This is a genomic window from Streptomyces sp. SID3212, from assembly GCF_009865405.1.
In the GTDB taxonomy this organism is placed as follows: domain Bacteria; phylum Actinomycetota; class Actinomycetes; order Streptomycetales; family Streptomycetaceae; genus Streptomyces.
Genome location: NZ_WWJY01000690.1, coordinates 1 through 13,823 on the forward strand (window position 1 = coordinate 1; position 13,823 = coordinate 13,823).

Consider the following 13,823-nt stretch of genomic DNA (forward strand, 5'->3'; position numbering starts at 1 on the left):
CAAGCCCGTCCGGCGATTGAGGACATCAGTAGCGAGGGGTCAGCTCGTGGCCGGGGCCACGCCGATCGGGCACGAGACGCCCGTGCCGCCGATCCCGCAGTACCCGGACGGGTTCTTGTCCAGGTACTGCTGGTGGTACGCCTCCGCCGGATAGAAGTCGCGGCCCTCCGACGGCTCGATCTCCGTCGTGATCTCGCCGTACCCGGAGTCCGCCAGGACCTGCTGGTACGACGCGCGGGACTCGGCCGCCGCCTTCGCCTGGGCGGGGGAGTGGGTGTAGATCGCCGAGCGGTACTGGCTGCCGACGTCATTGCCCTGGCGGAAGCCCTGGGTGGGGTTGTGCGACTCCCAGAAGAGCTTCAGCAGCTCCGCGTACGACACGATCTTCGGGTCGAAGACGACCCGCACGGCCTCCGTGTGACCGGTGAGGCCGGAGCAGACCTCTTCGTACGACGGATTCGGCGTGAAGCCGCCCTGGTAGCCGACGAGCGTCGTCCAGACGCCCTCCGTCTGCCAGAAGTTGCGCTCGGCCCCCCAGAAGCAGCCCAGGCCAAAGTCGGCGACCTCCAGGCCTTCCGGGTAGGGGCCGGTCAAGGGGTTGCCGAGGACCGTGTGGCGGGCCGGCACCGAGTACTCGGGCTCGGGGCGGCCGCGCAGGGCCTGCTCGGGGGTGGGGAGTACGGGGGTACGGCGTGACACGAACATCTCTCAGGTCTCCTCGGCTGTGGGGTCCTGCCTACACAACGTGCGGGGGGCCCGGGACATTCCGTTCCGGCAGGTGGGCGGCGGGGGCCGTCGTCACCCGGGCAGCGACGCCGTCGTCCCGCCGTTCGCCTCGAATCCCGCCACCGCCAGCGCCCGGTACACCGTGTACTCCGCCGCCGGGTCGGCCGTGTGCGTCCAGGGCAGCGCGCCGACGTGCCCGTCCACCCCCACCAGCTGGTTCATCGCCTCGGACCAGCGTTCCGACCGTACGAGGAAGAGGACCAGCAGGTGCCGTACGTGCGACAGCATCGGGTCGTCGTGACGCGCCGTGTGCACCGCGAACAGGGCGCCCTCCAGCGCCTTCCGGACCACCGCGCTCCGGTAGAAGCCCTGCACCAGATTGACCTCGGGGAGGTGCTCGTACACCGCGAACAGCGGCAGCGCGGCCAGCAGCGAACCCTGCGGGGCCCGCGCGGCGGCGGTCGTCGCGAAGTGGTCGGCCTCCTCGCGGGAGCCGTGCCACGCCTCCGACCAGTAGCGGAGCGCCGCCAGGTGCGCCCCCATGTGCGCGGGCGCGCGGTCGATGACCTTCGCCCACACCTGGTCGAACTGCTCGTGGGGGTAGCCGAGACCCCGGGCCACCGACAGCTCCACGATGTACGGCACCGGGTCGCCGGGCGCCAGCAGGGCCGCCTCGCCGCACAGCGTGCGGGCCTCCTCCAGGATGATCCGGAAGTCGTCCGCGCCGACGGTGGAGGTGCGCCACGCCTGCTGGACGAGGAACTCCGCGTACACGGCGGCCGCCCCCGCGTCCTTGGGCGCCTCAGACCGCCACGTCCGCAGCCAGGTGCCGCCCACGCCGGGCCGCTCCCTGAGCTCCAGCGAGGCGGCGCCCGCGAACGCCTGCACGCGCTGCCAGCGCTGCTCGCCCTCCTTGGGCGTCGCGGCGAGCAGCCGGGAGGCGGGCCGCCAGTCCTGGGTGGCCTGGACGACGTCGAGCACGTCGAGCAGCTCCTCGTCGGGGCCCGGCAGCCGGATGTCCAGCTCCTCCTGCCGGACAAATCCGTACGCCGCCGGGTCGGCCGCGTCCGGCGAACCGGGCGCGACCAGGCGGGGACCGCCGCGCCGCCGCCTGAGGTAGGGGCTGAAGGCCAGTACCAACAGGCCGATCGCGAACAGGAACCAGAGCATCTCCATGGCGCCATTGTCCCGGACGGCGGGGCCGTTCGGGGTACGGGGTGTGCCGGGCGTCGTACGCGAGGGGCGGCCGTCCGGCGCTACGCTCGGTCCTCATGAGCCACCAGCACAGCGGCGAGCACCGCAACTTCGAAACCGTCGCCATCCACGCGGGGAACACCGCTGATCCCCTCACCGGCGCGGTCGTCCCCCCGATCTACCAGGTGTCCACCTACAAGCAGGACGGGGTGGGCGGGCTGCGGGGCGGTTACGAGTACAGCCGCAGCGCCAACCCGACCCGTACCGCGCTGGAGGAGAACCTGGCGGCCCTGGAGGGCGGCAGGCGCGGGCTCGCCTTCGCGTCGGGGCTCGCCGCCGAGGACTGCCTGCTGCGTACGCTGCTGTCGCCCGGCGACCACGTCGTCATCCCGAACGACGCGTACGGCGGTACGTTCCGTCTCTTCGCGAAGGTCGTCTCGCGCTGGGGCGTCGAGTGGTCCGTCGCGGACACGTCCGACCCGGCGGCGGTGCGGGCCGCGCTGACGCCCCGTACGAAGGCGATCTGGGTCGAGACCCCGTCGAACCCGCTCCTCAACATCAGCGACATCGCGGGGCTCGCGGGCGTCGCGCGGGCGGCCGGCGCGAAGCTGGTCGTCGACAACACGTTCGCCAGTCCCTATCTCCAGCAGCCGCTCGCGCTGGGCGCGGACGTCGTCGTGCACTCGACCACGAAGTACATGGGCGGGCACTCGGACGTGGTCGGCGGCGCGCTGGTCGTGGACGACGCGGACCTGGCGGAGGAGCTGGCGTACCACCAGAACGCCATGGGAGCGATCGCCGGGCCGTTCGACGCGTGGCTGGTGCTGCGCGGCGTCAAGACGCTCGCGGTACGGATGGACCGGCACAGCGAGAACGCGACCCGGATCGCGGACATGCTGGTCAACCACCCCCGGGTCACCAAGGTCCTCTACCCGGGCCTGCCCGACCACCCGGGCCACGAGGTCGCGGCGAAGCAGATGAAGGCGTTCGGCGGGATGGTCTCCTTCCAGGTCGAGGGCGGCGAGGAGGCGGCGGTCGCGGTCTGCGACCGGGCGAAGCTCTTCACGCTGGGTGAGTCCCTGGGCGGGGTCGAGTCCCTGATCGAGCACCCGGGCCGGATGACACACGCGTCGGTGGCGGGCTCGGCGCTGGAGGTGCCGTCGGACCTGGTGCGGCTGTCGGTGGGCCTGGAGTCGGCGGACGACCTGCTGGCGGACCTCCAGCAGGCGCTGGGGTAGGTCGTCGTCCGACCCTTCACCGCCTCTTGGGCCCCTCGGCCCGGGAGGCGGTTCGCGTGGCGCCCGGCGTGCGTGGCGGTCCGGGTCAGCCGCCCTCCAGGGGCGGGGTCGTCCGCATCGGCGGGGGCGACCAGGGTTCGGTGACCGACGCCCAGACGGCGAGGACGATCACGGCGGCGAGCAGCGTCAGCCACAGCAGCCGGCGTACGGTACGGCGCCGGTGGCGCAGGCGGGTGCCGCGGGCGAGGGCCCGGGGCGCGAGATCGGCGGGGACGACGGGGTGCGGGGTGTCCAGCAGCTGTCTGACCTCGGCCTCCTCCCGATCGGAGCGCGTCATTCCGCCGCCTTCCGTAACGGTGCCGCTTCCGGGGTCCGTCCCGCTTCCGGGGTCCGTGCCGCTGCCCGTAACGGTGCCGCTTCCCGTACCCGCCTGATGGCCCGGGCGAGGATCACCCGCACCCGTTCCGGCGGCAGCCCGATCAGCGCGGCGGTCTGCTCCTCGGGCACTCCCTCGTACAGGCGCAGCACCAGCACCACCCGTTCCTGCGGGCGCAGCGACCCGAGGGTCCCCTCGGTGTGGCGCCGGGTGCGCCACGCGCCGTGGGCGTACCGCAGCGCGAGATCCTGGCGGGTCACGTCGTACGGGTCCTCGCCACGCAGCTCGTCCCAGCGCGCGTACGTACGGGCCAGTGCGGCGGTCAGCAGCCGCTGGGCGCGCGGGGCGGCGGGGGCGGGTTCGGCGGTGAGCAGGGTGGCCGCATGCAGAAGCCGGCCGGCCGCGCCCGCGACGAACGTCTCGAACTCCCGGGCCCGCCGGCGATCCATGGCCGCCTGCCGCTGTCGCACGCCCTCATATGAGGCCCGCCGGGGGGCCACGGTCAAGAGGGCGGGTCAAGCCGGGGGCAGGCGGGTCAGGCCGGAGACCGGGTCGCGCCGGGGGACGGGTCGTGCCGAGGCCAAGTCGTGCCGGAGATCAGGTAGTGCCGGAGGCCGGGTCAGGGTGCTGACCCGGCCTGGCGTCAGCGGGCCGTCGGCTCCTGGCCCGTCTCGTCCGGTTCGACGGCCGGGCCGCCCTCCCCGGGCGGCAGTCCCGCCTGCCGGGCGGACAGCGCGGCGTTGAAGCGGGTCAGCAGCGTGGCGAAGGCCTCCCGCTCCTCCACCGCCCAACCGTCCGTGACCTGCGCCATCAGCTCACGCCGTGACGAGCGGACCTCTTCGAGCCGGGCCTGTCCGCGCGCCGACAGCTGGAGCACGACCGCGCGGCCGTCCTCCGGGTGCGAGGTGCGTTTGACCAGTCCGGTGTCGACGAGCGGCGCGACCTGCCGGGTGACGGTCGAGGAGTCGATGCCCATCCCGGCGGCCAGGGCCTTGACGCCCATCGGGCCTTCCTGGTGGAGCCGGTTGAGCAGCAGATAGGCGGCGCGGTCCATCGAGTTGCGGACCTGTCCGATGCCGCCGAGCCGCGTCTGCTCGGCGCGGCGGGCGAAGACGGCCACCTGGTGCTGGAGGGCATCCAGGAGGCTCGCGTCGCCCGAAAGCTCGGTGACCGTCTCCCGGGAGGCCGACGCAGCGGAAGTCATGTCCTGAATGGGGGGCATGGCTAGGGCTCTCTCGTGCGGTGGTCGGTTGGTGGGGGACAGAGTACGCGGCAACACCCCGGACCGTACCTGTCCTGCGGAAACCCGTCGTCGGGGGCAGGTTCCGGGACGGGACCCCGCACTCGCGGGCCGGTGGGAACCGGACACCCGCGCGCCGGGGAGCTGCGAGACTGGCCCGCATGAGCTTCGGTCCGTCCCGCTTCACCGCAGGCCCCGCGCGCGCCGTGATACTCGACGACGTCCGGGGGGCGCGGAAGATGCTCGCGGGGGTGGCCAGGACCACCCCGGTCGAGGGCAGCAGGCACCTGACCGAGCTGGTGGGCGCCCCGGTCCTGTTCAAGTGCGAGAACCTCCAGCGGACCGGTTCCTTCAAGCTGCGGGGCGCGTACGTCCGGATCGCCGGGCTCTCCCCCGAGGAGCGGGCGGCCGGGGTGGTCGCGGCCAGCGCGGGCAACCACGCGCAGGGGGTCGCGCTGGCCTCCACGCTGCTGGGGGTGCGCTCGACGGTGTTCATGCCGCTGGCCGCGCCGCTGCCGAAGGTCGCGGCCACCCGGGAGTACGGCGCCGAGGTGCGGCTGCACGGCCAGGTCGTGGACGAGACGCTGGCCGCCGCCGAGGAGTACGCGCAGGAGACCGGCGCGGTTTTCATCCACCCCTTCGACCACCCGGACATCATCGCCGGTCAGGGCACGGTCGGCCTGGAGATCCTGGAGCAGTGCCCGGAGGTGCGGACGATTGTCGTCGGCCTGGGCGGCGGCGGGCTCGTCGCCGGTATCGCGCTCGCGGTGAAGGCGCTGCGCCCCGACGTGAAGGTGATCGGTGTCCAGGCGGAGGGCGCCGCCGCCTATCCGCCCTCGCTCAGGGCGGGGAGGCCGATGTCGATCGGGTCGCAGCAGACGATGGCGGACGGCATCAAGGTGGGCCGCCCCGGTGATCTGACGTTCCCGCTGGTCCAGGAGCTGGTGGACGAGATCCGTACGGTCTCCGAGGACGAGCTGTCCAGTGCGCTGCTGCTGTGTCTGGAGCGGGCGAAGATGGTGGTGGAGCCGGCCGGAGCGAGCCCGGTGGCGGCGTTGCTGAGCGCTCCCGAGGCGTTCAGGGGGCCGGTCGTCGCGGTGCTGTCCGGCGGCAACGTGGACCCGTTGCTGATGCAGCGGATCCTGCGGCACGGCATGGCGGCGGCGGGGCGCTATCTGAGTCTGCGGCTGCGGGTGACGGACCGTCCGGGGGCGCTCGCGACGATGCTCGGGGTGCTGTCGGTGGCCGACGCGAACGTCCTCGACGTGAGTCACGTACGGACCGATCCGAAGCTGGGGCTGACGGAGGCGGACGTCGAGGTGCACCTGGAGACGAAGGGGCCCGCGCACTGCGCGGCGGTCGCGCAGGCGTTGCGGGCGGCGGGGTACACCATTCTCGGCTGACGGCTGACGGCTGACGGCTGACGGCTGACGGCTGACGGCGGTCGCCGTTGCCGTCGCTCCTCGATGGGCCGGATGTGCCGGAACCGCTTGTGACTCGCGATATATCGCGTTAGTGTTCCGGCTCCGACCCGATCCTGTCCGGGCCCGTTGGTGATATTCCGGGCGCCGGGAGGCCCGGGCGCCCTAGGCTCTGCGTACGCAGAGCACCGACATTTCACTCCACTCGGGAGAACCCACATGCCAGGCGCCATCTACGCCGAAGGCCTGGTGAAGACTTTCGGCGACGTACGAGCTCTGGACGGCGTCGATCTCGACGTCCCCGAAGGCACGGTCCTCGGGCTCCTCGGACCGAACGGCGCGGGCAAGACCACCGCCGTACGGGTCCTCACCACCCTTCTCCAGCCCGACAGCGGCCGTGCCGAGGTCGCGGGCATCGACGTCGTGAAGTATCCGAACGAGGTCCGCAGGTCCATCGGCCTGTCCGGGCAGTTCGCGGCGGTCGACGAGTACCTGACGGGCCGCGAGAACCTGCGGATGGTCGGGCAGCTCTACCAGATGCGTTCCAAGGCCGCGAAGGTCCGCGCGGACGAGCTGCTGGAGCGCTTCAACCTCACCGACGCGGCCGACCGTACGACCAAGACGTACTCGGGCGGCATGCGCCGCCGGCTCGACCTCGCCGCCGCGCTCGTGGTCTCGCCGCCCGTGATGTTCATGGACGAGCCGACCACCGGGCTCGACCCGCGCAACCGCCAGCAGCTGTGGGGGATCATCCAGGAGCTGGTGGCGGGCGGGACGACCCTGCTGCTCACCACGCAGTATCTGGAGGAGGCCGACCACCTCGCCCACGACATCTGCGTCATCGACCACGGCCAGGTCATCGCGCGCGGCACCGCCGACCAGCTCAAGGCCCAGACAGGCGGCGAGCGCGTCGAGGTCGTCGTACACGAACAGGACCAGATCGGGCCCACCCGTACCGTCCTGGCCGCCTTCGGCAAGGGCGGCGAGGAGCTGGTCGCGGTCGCCGAGCACACCCGCAAACTGACCGTCCCGGTCACCGGCGGGGCCAAGCTGCTCGCCGAGGTCATCAGGGAACTGGACAGCCGGGGCGTCGAGATCGACGACATCGGGCTGCGCCGCCCGACCCTCGACGACGTCTTCATCTCGCTCACCGGCCACGCGAGTGACGGCCCCGGCGGCGACAGCACCGGCAACGACCTCACGAGCAGCGACACCACCACCAAGGAGGCCGGGAAGTGACCGCCACCACCGACGCACCGCGGACCACGGCCCCCCGGCCGCGCGGCGGGATCATCCAGTCGGCCGGGGACTCCCTGGTCATCGCCCGCAGGAACCTGATCCGCATGACCCGGATCCCCGAGGTGGTCCTGTTCGGGATCATCCAGCCGGTGATGTTCGTGGTCCTCTTCACGTACGTCTTCGGCGGGTCCATCCGGGTCGGCAACACCACGAACGCCAACGTCTACAAGGACTTCCTGATGGCCGGGATCTTCGCGCAGACCGTCACGTTCGCCACCGCCGGATCCGCGGCCGGCATCGCGGACGACATGCAGAAGGGGCTGGTCGACCGCTTCCGCTCGCTGCCGATGGCCCGGGGCGCCGTGATGACGGGACGTACCGTCGCCGACCTCGTACAGACGTGCATCACGCTGCTCGTCCTCGCGATCGTCGCCGTGATCGTCGGCTGGCGCACCGGCACCCCCGACCCGACCAACTTCGGCCGGGTCCTGGGCGCCTTCGGCCTGCTCCTCCTGCTGGGGTACGCCTTCACCTGGATCGGCGCGCTCATCGGTCTGTCGGTACGGACACCGGAGGCGGCGACCTCGGGCGGGATCATCTGGCTCTTCCCCGTCACGTTCATCTCGAACGCCTTCGTGGACTCCAGCCAGATGACGCCGTGGCTGCGGCACATCGCGGACTGGAATCCGTTCAGTGCCACCGTGCAGGCGTGCCGGGTGCTGTTCGGGAACCCGGGGGTCTCGACGTCCACGGCGTGGCCGATGGAGCATCCGGTGTGGGCCTCGGTGGTCTGGTCGGTCCTGATCATCGTGGTGTTCCGGACGCTGGCGGTACGGAAGTACCGGTCGGCGTCGGTCTGAGGCCTGAGGCCTGAGGCTGAGGGCTGAGGGCTGAGGGCTCTCGGGCCTCTTACGACCCGGTACGCACAGCAGGGCCTTGCCCCGTCACCTCGTGTGACGCGGGGAAGGCCCTGCTCGCGTTCGTGTCGCGCTCAGCCCTGGTAGGGCTTGGCCGCGAGGATCTTCACCGCGGCCTTCTTGCCGTTGGGCAGCTCGTACTCCGCGTCGTCGCCGACCTTCTTGCCGTTCACACCCGAGCCCAGCGGGGACTGCGGGGAGTACGTCTCGATGTCGGCGCTCGCGTATTCACGCGACGCCATGAGGAAGGTCACCGTGTCGTCGGCGTCGCCGTCGAACGCGATGGTCACCACCATGCCGGGCTCGACCACCCCGTCGTCCGCGGGCGCCTCGCCGACCTTCGCCTTCTGGAGGAGCTGGGTCAGCTGGCGGACCCGGAGCTCCTGCTTGCCCTGCTCTTCCTTGGCCGCGTGGTACCCGCCGTTCTCCCGCAGGTCGCCCTCCTCGCGAGCAGCCTCGATCTTCTTGGCGATCTCGGTGCGGGCGGGACCAGACAGGTAGTCCAGCTCGGCCTTCAGCTGGTTGTACGCGTCCTGGGTGAGCCAGGTCACGTTCTCGCTGGTCTGGGTCACAGGTGCTCCTCGTAGGTACTGGGAATACAAAGCAACGCCCTACCCAGAAGATTGTGCCTTCTCGGTGGGGCGAAACCACGAGCCTAACAATTTCAGGGCGTAAGGGGGAGGACGAATGCCATCAGAAATACGTCACCGCAGGTCAGAGCCGTAAGGTGCGGTGGGTCGGAACGGGCGGTCGCGGGGGCGTCGGCCCTGGCCGCGGCGGGCGCCTCAGTCGGTCGTGCAGCCCACGAGTTCCGTGGCGGTGGCGCTCTCGGTCGTCCTGATCGTGACGACCTCGTCGACCCGCGTCTCACCCTTGGTGAAGCGGACCTCCTTGCGGCCGACCTCGGCGCCGCTCTCCGCGAGCGAGCGCAGGGTGCAGGCGCCGGTGGCGTCCCGCTTCTTGCGGACTTCGAGGTGCGCCTCGACGGAGGTGGCGGAAATCCGCTTGAACTTGATGAGTTCGCCGGAGACACTCTGCCCGGCGATGGAGTGGTATCCGTACCAGCCGAGCAGGACCACCGCGAGCGCTCCGAGGACGGCGCCGGTGATCTTCAGGCGGCGGTCGGCGCGCTGGTCCGCCGAGCGGCCGTAGCGTCCCTGGGGGAGCTGCTCGCGTACCACAGCCATGGTCGTTCCTCCCGGAGTCGGGCGGCCGGAATTTCCTCCCCCCGATATCCGTCACTATAGAAGCCGCCTGATGCGACGAATCACTGAGGATCGAGTCTTGACTGACCAGCTGCGACTGATGGCCGTCCACGCCCACCCCGACGACGAGTCGAGCAAGGGTGCGGCCACCATGGCCAAGTACGTGTCCGAGGGGGTGGACGTGCTGGTCGTGACCTGCACCGGAGGCGAGCGCGGCTCCATCCTCAACCCCAAGCTCCAGGGGGACTCCTACATCGAGGAGCACATCCACGAGGTCCGTAAGAAGGAGATGGCCGAGGCGCGCGAGATCCTCGGTGTGAAGCAGGAGTGGCTCGGGTTCGTCGACTCGGGGCTGCCCGAGGGCGACCCGCTGCCGCCGCTGCCCGAGGGGTGCTTCGCGCTGGAGGACGTGGACGTGGCGGCGGGCCGGCTCGTCCGGCTGATCCGCTCGTTCCGGCCGCAGGTCATCACGACGTACGACGAGAACGGCGGGTATCCGCACCCGGACCACATCATGACCCACAACATCTCGGTGGTCGCCTTCGAGGGGGCGGCGGACACCGAGAAGTACCCCGAGGCGGAGTTCGGGCCTGTCTGGCAGCCGCAGAAGCTCTACTACAACCAGGGCTTCAACCTCCAGCGCACGGTCGCGCTGCACGAGGCGCTGGAGGCGCGCGGACTGGAGTCGCCGTACGGGGACTGGCTGGCGCGGTGGGACGAGTTCGAGCGCAAGGCGCGGACGCTGACCACGCACGTCCCGTGCGCGGACTTCTTCGAGATCCGCGACAAGGCGCTGATCGCGCACGCCACGCAGATCGACCCGGACGGCGGCTGGTTCCGGGTGCCGATGGATCTCCAGCGGGAGGTCTGGCCGACCGAGGAGTACGAGCTCGCGAAGTCACTCGTCGATACCTCCCTCCCCGAGAGCGACCTCTTCGCGGGCATCCGCGACAATGCCTGATATGTATGCGACCCAGGCAGTGACACACGTTGTTCCGCTCGCGCAGGAGCTCGACGAGAACAAGGTGACTCCCGGCGTTCTCGGCTTTGTCGTCTTCGCGGTGATGGCGGCGGGGCTGTGGTGGCTGATGAAGTCGATGAACCGGCACATGGGGAAGGTCGACTTCAAGGAGGCGCCGGAGGACGGGGTGTCTTCGGCGGGTTCGGCGTCGTCGGCGCCGGAGGACGAGCCGGCGGACGCGGTGGGCGCGGGGGCGGCCACCGGTGCGCCGGCGGACCGGGTGCCGGGCGAGAAGAAGTAACCGGAGCCGGTCCGCGCCACGCGGGTGGCGCGTACCGGCCCCGTACCGGCTCCGTCGTAGTGGCTCCGTGTGCCGGCCCCGTACCGGCTCCGATCAGGACTGCTCCACCCCCACCGGGACGCCCATCACCTCGCGCGCGTGTCGGTTCGGGATCATGCCCAGGCGCCACGCCTGCCAGCCGTCCTCCAGGGTGATGCCCCGGTCCAGCACCACGGCGAACGCCTCCGCGCAGTCCTCCAGCTTGCCGTCGCGGGTCGCGTGGCGGGCCGCCGCCAGTTCGGCGAGTTCCTGCTCGGCCACCACGGACCCCACCTCGACGCCGCCGGGTGAGGTGTACGGCAGCAGCGTGCAGCGCAGGAAGCGTGACCAGTCCGCGCCGCGCCGGTCCTCGTACGACGTGAAGAGCGCCGTCGCCTCGTCGCACAGCTGGAGCGCCTGGGCCGCGCGGTTGTTGCCCGCGTCGATGACGGCCAGCTCCAGACAGGTCCACGCCTCGCCGTGCGCCACACCGATGCGGCGGAAGTCGGCGCGGGCGTCGACCAGCAGCTGGCGGGCGAAGCCCGAGTTGCGGAGATTGCCCGTGCGGTCCGCCTGCTGGTCGCGGGTGACCCGGCCCGAGTGGTGCCGGGCGCAGGCCAGCCCGTACACGTCGCGCATCCGGGAGAACATCGTGCGGGCCCGTTCCAACTCCCGTACGGCCTGGCCCGGTTCGCCGCTCTCCTCCAGGGCCTGGCCCAGGTAGTAGAGCGTCCAGGCCTCGCCCCGGGCGTCCTCGTTCTCGCGGTGGCGGGTGAGCGCCTCGCGCAACTGCCTCGCCGCCGGGGCGGGTTCGCCGTCCACCAGCCTCGCCCTGGCCAGCTGGGTCAGCGCCCAGGCCTCGCCCCGGCGGTCCTGGGTGCGGCCGTACAGGTCGGAGGCGGTGCGCAGTTCGGACTCGGCGCGCGGGACGTCGCCCATGCGCAGGCACACCTGCCCCAGCTGGAAGTGCGTCCAGGCCTCGCCGTGCACCGACTCGTTCTCGCGGTGGAGCACCAGCGCGCTGGCGAGCAGGGTGAGGGCCTCGGCGAGGTTGGCGCGGTCGCGCTCGACGGCGGCCAGCGCGTGGAGCGTCCAGGCGCGGTCGCCCGCCAGTTCGCGCGCCGACTGGAGGTCCAGCGCCTCGCGCAGCTTCGCCGACGCCTCGGGGAGATTGCCCTGGTGGTGCAGGGTGATGCCGAGGGAGCAGAGGGCGAGGGCGGCCCCGGCGTCGTGGTGTGCCTCGCGGTAGAGGTCGACCACGGAGGTCAGGGTCGTACGGGCCTTGTCCAGTTCGCCGAGCTGGCGGGCGGCGATGCCCGTACGCCACTGGACCGAGCGGACCAGCAGTCCTTGGCCGACGGCCTGGGTCAACTCGCTGATCTCACCGAGCCGGTAGAGGTCGCCGCGCAGCAGGCAGTAGTCGCAGAGCGCGCCGAGCAGGTTCAGTACGGCCTGCTGGTCGACGCCCTCGGCGTGGCGCAGCGTGGCGGTGATGAAGCTCGACTCGTCGTCCAGCCAGCGCAGCGCCGCGTCCAGGGAGGTGAAGCCGTGGGCGCCGGCGGCGGTCCTGAACAGGTCGGCGCGGGTGGAGGCCTTGCCGTCGACCAGCCGGATCACGGAGCCGGCCAGTTCGCCGTAGTTCCTGATGAGCCGTTCCTGTGCGGCGGTACGGTCCGCGGCCTCCTCCTCGTCGAGGAGGCGGGCGTGGGCGAAGGCCCGTACGGCGTCGTGGAGCCGGTAGCGGCCGGACCGCACGTGGTCGATCAGCCCGGCCCGGGACAGCGCGACGAGCCGCTGCCCCGCCTCCTGTTCGTCCGTCGCCAGCAGGGCCGCCGCGGCGGCGGCGCCCAGGGAGGCGCGGCCCGCGAGGGCGAGGCGGCGCAGCAGCCTGCGGGTCTGTTCGTTCTGGTCGTTGTAGCGCAGCCACAGGGCGCGTTCGACGGCTCCGACCCCGCGTCCGGCGACGGAGAGTTCGGCGGCGAGCTGCTGGGTGCTGCGGGCGCCGAGGGAGGAGCCCGCGATGCGCAGGGCGAGGGGCAGGCCGGCGCACAACTCCCGTACGAGGTCGGTCGACTGGCTGTCGTAGGGGGCGGCGGCGGATTCGGCGGAGTGTTCGGCGGATTCCCGCAACAACTCCTCGGCGCCGACCGCGTCCAGGGCCTCGACCGGTAGTTGGTGCACCCAGGCGGGCACGTCGGCAGGCAGCGGAACGGGTTGACGGGCGGTCACCAGCACCAGGCTGTCGGAGCGTTCGGGGACGAGGGTGCGTATCTGTTCGGGGTCGGAGGCGTCGTCGAGGACGACGGTGACGGGCAGGCCGGTCAGGTGCTGGTGGTACAACTCGGCGAGCCGCCGCACCTGTTGCTCCGGGGAGGACCGCTCGCGGAACAGGAGCTGTTCGCGGGGCGCGCCGAGCCGGTTCAGCAGGTGGAGCAGCGCGTCGCGGGTGGACAGGGGCGGCTCGCCCCCGTCGCCGCCCCGGAGGTCGACGACACACGCGCCGCGGAACTGGTCCTTGAGCTGCTGCGCGGCCCGTACGGCCAGCGCCGTACGCCCGGAGCCGGGCTCGCCGTGGAGCACGACCACGGTCGGCCTGGTCTCCGTGGAGACGCGGGCGGCGTGCACCCACTGCGCGATCTGCGCCATCTCGGCGCGACGCCCGGTGAACGGCCCTGTGGGCTCCGGGAGATGGCCGAAGGACTGCTCCAGCACACTGCGGCGGCGCGCGGCGGCACTGCGGTCCCCGCCGCGCAGCTGGGGGGCCGTGGCCGGCTGCTTCGTGGTGCGCCGGGTGGCGGAGGTGAGGACGCGCTGCTGGTCGAGGAACGGCCGGATGGACCGTACCTCCAGCGCCGTCAGCCACTGGAGCCGCAACTGCTCGGCCCCGCCGGGCTGTCCAGCCGCGGCGGCCCGGCGGTGCGCGGCGGGCCAGTGGGAGGCGGTGACCCGGGCGACGGTGGTCGCGGCCCCGGCGACGGCGACCACGG

General features: G+C 71.9%; 14 protein-coding genes. 6 read left to right on the forward strand and 8 right to left on the reverse strand.

Annotated elements, in window-relative coordinates; genetic code table 11:
- Nucleotides 1-39: 39 nt before the first annotated feature.
- Both msrA and GT042_RS20870 read right to left on the reverse strand, forming a co-directional pair.
- The gene (gene msrA / locus GT042_RS20865; protein WP_161310250.1) at nt 40-705 is read right to left on the reverse strand and encodes a peptide-methionine (S)-S-oxide reductase MsrA; all 666 of its coding nucleotides are present in this window, start codon (nt 703-705) and stop codon (nt 40-42) included.
- Nucleotides 706-798: 93 nt separating this feature from the next.
- Nucleotides 799-1,902, reverse strand: a complete 1,104-nt coding sequence (locus tag GT042_RS20870) for a hypothetical protein (protein WP_161310251.1) — start codon at nt 1,900-1,902, stop codon at nt 799-801.
- Between the two features lie 95 nt (nt 1,903-1,997).
- Between GT042_RS20870 and GT042_RS20875 the strand changes: the two genes are divergently transcribed.
- Complete coding sequence (locus GT042_RS20875; RefSeq protein ID WP_161310252.1) at nt 1,998-3,158, forward strand: cystathionine gamma-synthase; 1,161 nt, start codon at nt 1,998-2,000, stop codon at nt 3,156-3,158.
- An 85-nt stretch (nt 3,159-3,243) separates the two neighbouring features.
- Here GT042_RS20875 and GT042_RS20880 read toward each other — a convergent pair whose 3' ends face one another.
- From GT042_RS20880 to GT042_RS20890, 3 genes are all read right to left on the reverse strand, one after another.
- Entirely contained in the window at nt 3,244-3,495 is a 252-nt protein-coding gene (locus GT042_RS20880) for a hypothetical protein (RefSeq protein WP_161310253.1), read from the reverse strand.
- Entirely contained in the window at nt 3,492-4,004 is a 513-nt protein-coding gene (locus tag GT042_RS20885) for a sigma factor-like helix-turn-helix DNA-binding protein (protein ID WP_161310254.1), read from the reverse strand. The genes GT042_RS20880 and GT042_RS20885 overlap by 4 nt, the downstream gene beginning before the upstream one ends.
- Before the next feature lie 173 nt (nt 4,005-4,177).
- A complete protein-coding gene (locus GT042_RS20890; RefSeq protein ID WP_161310255.1) occupies nt 4,178-4,756 on the reverse strand; it encodes a MarR family transcriptional regulator in 579 nt (192 codons plus the stop codon).
- A 179-nt stretch (nt 4,757-4,935) separates the two neighbouring features.
- On the opposite strand from GT042_RS20890, the gene ilvA reads away from it, so the two are divergent.
- From ilvA to GT042_RS20905, 3 genes are all read left to right on the forward strand, one after another.
- The gene (ilvA, locus tag GT042_RS20895) at nt 4,936-6,177 is read left to right on the forward strand and encodes a threonine ammonia-lyase (RefSeq protein WP_161310256.1); all 1,242 of its coding nucleotides are present in this window, start codon (nt 4,936-4,938) and stop codon (nt 6,175-6,177) included.
- A gap of 237 nt (nt 6,178-6,414) precedes the next feature.
- Complete coding sequence (locus GT042_RS20900) at nt 6,415-7,434, forward strand: ATP-binding cassette domain-containing protein (protein ID WP_161310257.1); 1,020 nt, start codon at nt 6,415-6,417, stop codon at nt 7,432-7,434.
- The gene (locus tag GT042_RS20905; protein ID WP_161310258.1) at nt 7,431-8,294 is read left to right on the forward strand and encodes an ABC transporter permease; all 864 of its coding nucleotides are present in this window, start codon (nt 7,431-7,433) and stop codon (nt 8,292-8,294) included. Before GT042_RS20900 ends, GT042_RS20905 begins: the two co-directional genes overlap by 4 nt.
- Nucleotides 8,295-8,425: 131 nt before the next feature.
- Here the strand turns inward: GT042_RS20905 and greA are convergent, their stop codons facing one another.
- Together greA and GT042_RS20915 are read right to left on the reverse strand one after the other, a co-directional pair.
- Nucleotides 8,426-8,923 (reverse strand): transcription elongation factor GreA, encoded by a 498-nt coding sequence (gene greA / locus GT042_RS20910; RefSeq protein WP_161310259.1) that lies wholly within the window; start codon nt 8,921-8,923, stop codon nt 8,426-8,428.
- 213 nt (nt 8,924-9,136) lie between these two features.
- The gene (locus tag GT042_RS20915; RefSeq protein WP_161310260.1) at nt 9,137-9,538 is read right to left on the reverse strand and encodes a DUF4307 domain-containing protein; all 402 of its coding nucleotides are present in this window, start codon (nt 9,536-9,538) and stop codon (nt 9,137-9,139) included.
- Nucleotides 9,539-9,635: 97 nt separating this feature from the next.
- On the opposite strand from GT042_RS20915, the gene mca reads away from it, so the two are divergent.
- Together mca and GT042_RS20925 are read left to right on the forward strand one after the other, a co-directional pair.
- Nucleotides 9,636-10,517: a mycothiol conjugate amidase Mca gene (mca, locus tag GT042_RS20920; RefSeq protein ID WP_161310261.1), complete on the forward strand. Its 882-nt coding sequence runs from the start codon at nt 9,636-9,638 to the stop codon at nt 10,515-10,517.
- Between the two features lies 1 nt (nt 10,518).
- Complete coding sequence (locus GT042_RS20925) at nt 10,519-10,818, forward strand: hypothetical protein (protein ID WP_161310262.1); 300 nt, start codon at nt 10,519-10,521, stop codon at nt 10,816-10,818.
- Nucleotides 10,819-10,911: 93 nt separating this feature from the next.
- Here the strand turns inward: GT042_RS20925 and GT042_RS20930 are convergent.
- On the reverse strand, nt 10,912-13,823 hold a 2,912-nt coding region (locus tag GT042_RS20930), incomplete at its 5' end, for a tetratricopeptide repeat protein (protein ID WP_161310263.1).

What these genes read in the sequence shown, in the direction of transcription:
- msrA (WP_161310250.1), bottom strand. Translation starts at nt 705, where the DNA reads ATGTTCGTGTCACGCCGTACCCCCGTACTCCCCACCCCCGAGCAGGCC.
- GT042_RS20870 (WP_161310251.1), bottom strand. Translation starts at nt 1,902, where the DNA reads ATGGAGATGCTCTGGTTCCTGTTCGCGATCGGCCTGTTGGTACTGGCC.
- GT042_RS20875 (WP_161310252.1), top strand. Translation starts at nt 1,998, where the DNA reads ATGAGCCACCAGCACAGCGGCGAGCACCGCAACTTCGAAACCGTCGCC.
- GT042_RS20880 (WP_161310253.1), bottom strand. Translation starts at nt 3,495, where the DNA reads ATGACGCGCTCCGATCGGGAGGAGGCCGAGGTCAGACAGCTGCTGGAC.
- GT042_RS20890 (WP_161310255.1), bottom strand. Translation starts at nt 4,756, where the DNA reads ATGCCCCCCATTCAGGACATGACTTCCGCTGCGTCGGCCTCCCGGGAG.
- ilvA (WP_161310256.1), top strand. Translation starts at nt 4,936, where the DNA reads ATGAGCTTCGGTCCGTCCCGCTTCACCGCAGGCCCCGCGCGCGCCGTG.
- GT042_RS20900 (WP_161310257.1), top strand. Translation starts at nt 6,415, where the DNA reads ATGCCAGGCGCCATCTACGCCGAAGGCCTGGTGAAGACTTTCGGCGAC.
- GT042_RS20915 (WP_161310260.1), bottom strand. Translation starts at nt 9,538, where the DNA reads ATGGCTGTGGTACGCGAGCAGCTCCCCCAGGGACGCTACGGCCGCTCG.
- GT042_RS20925 (WP_161310262.1), top strand. Translation starts at nt 10,519, where the DNA reads ATGTATGCGACCCAGGCAGTGACACACGTTGTTCCGCTCGCGCAGGAG.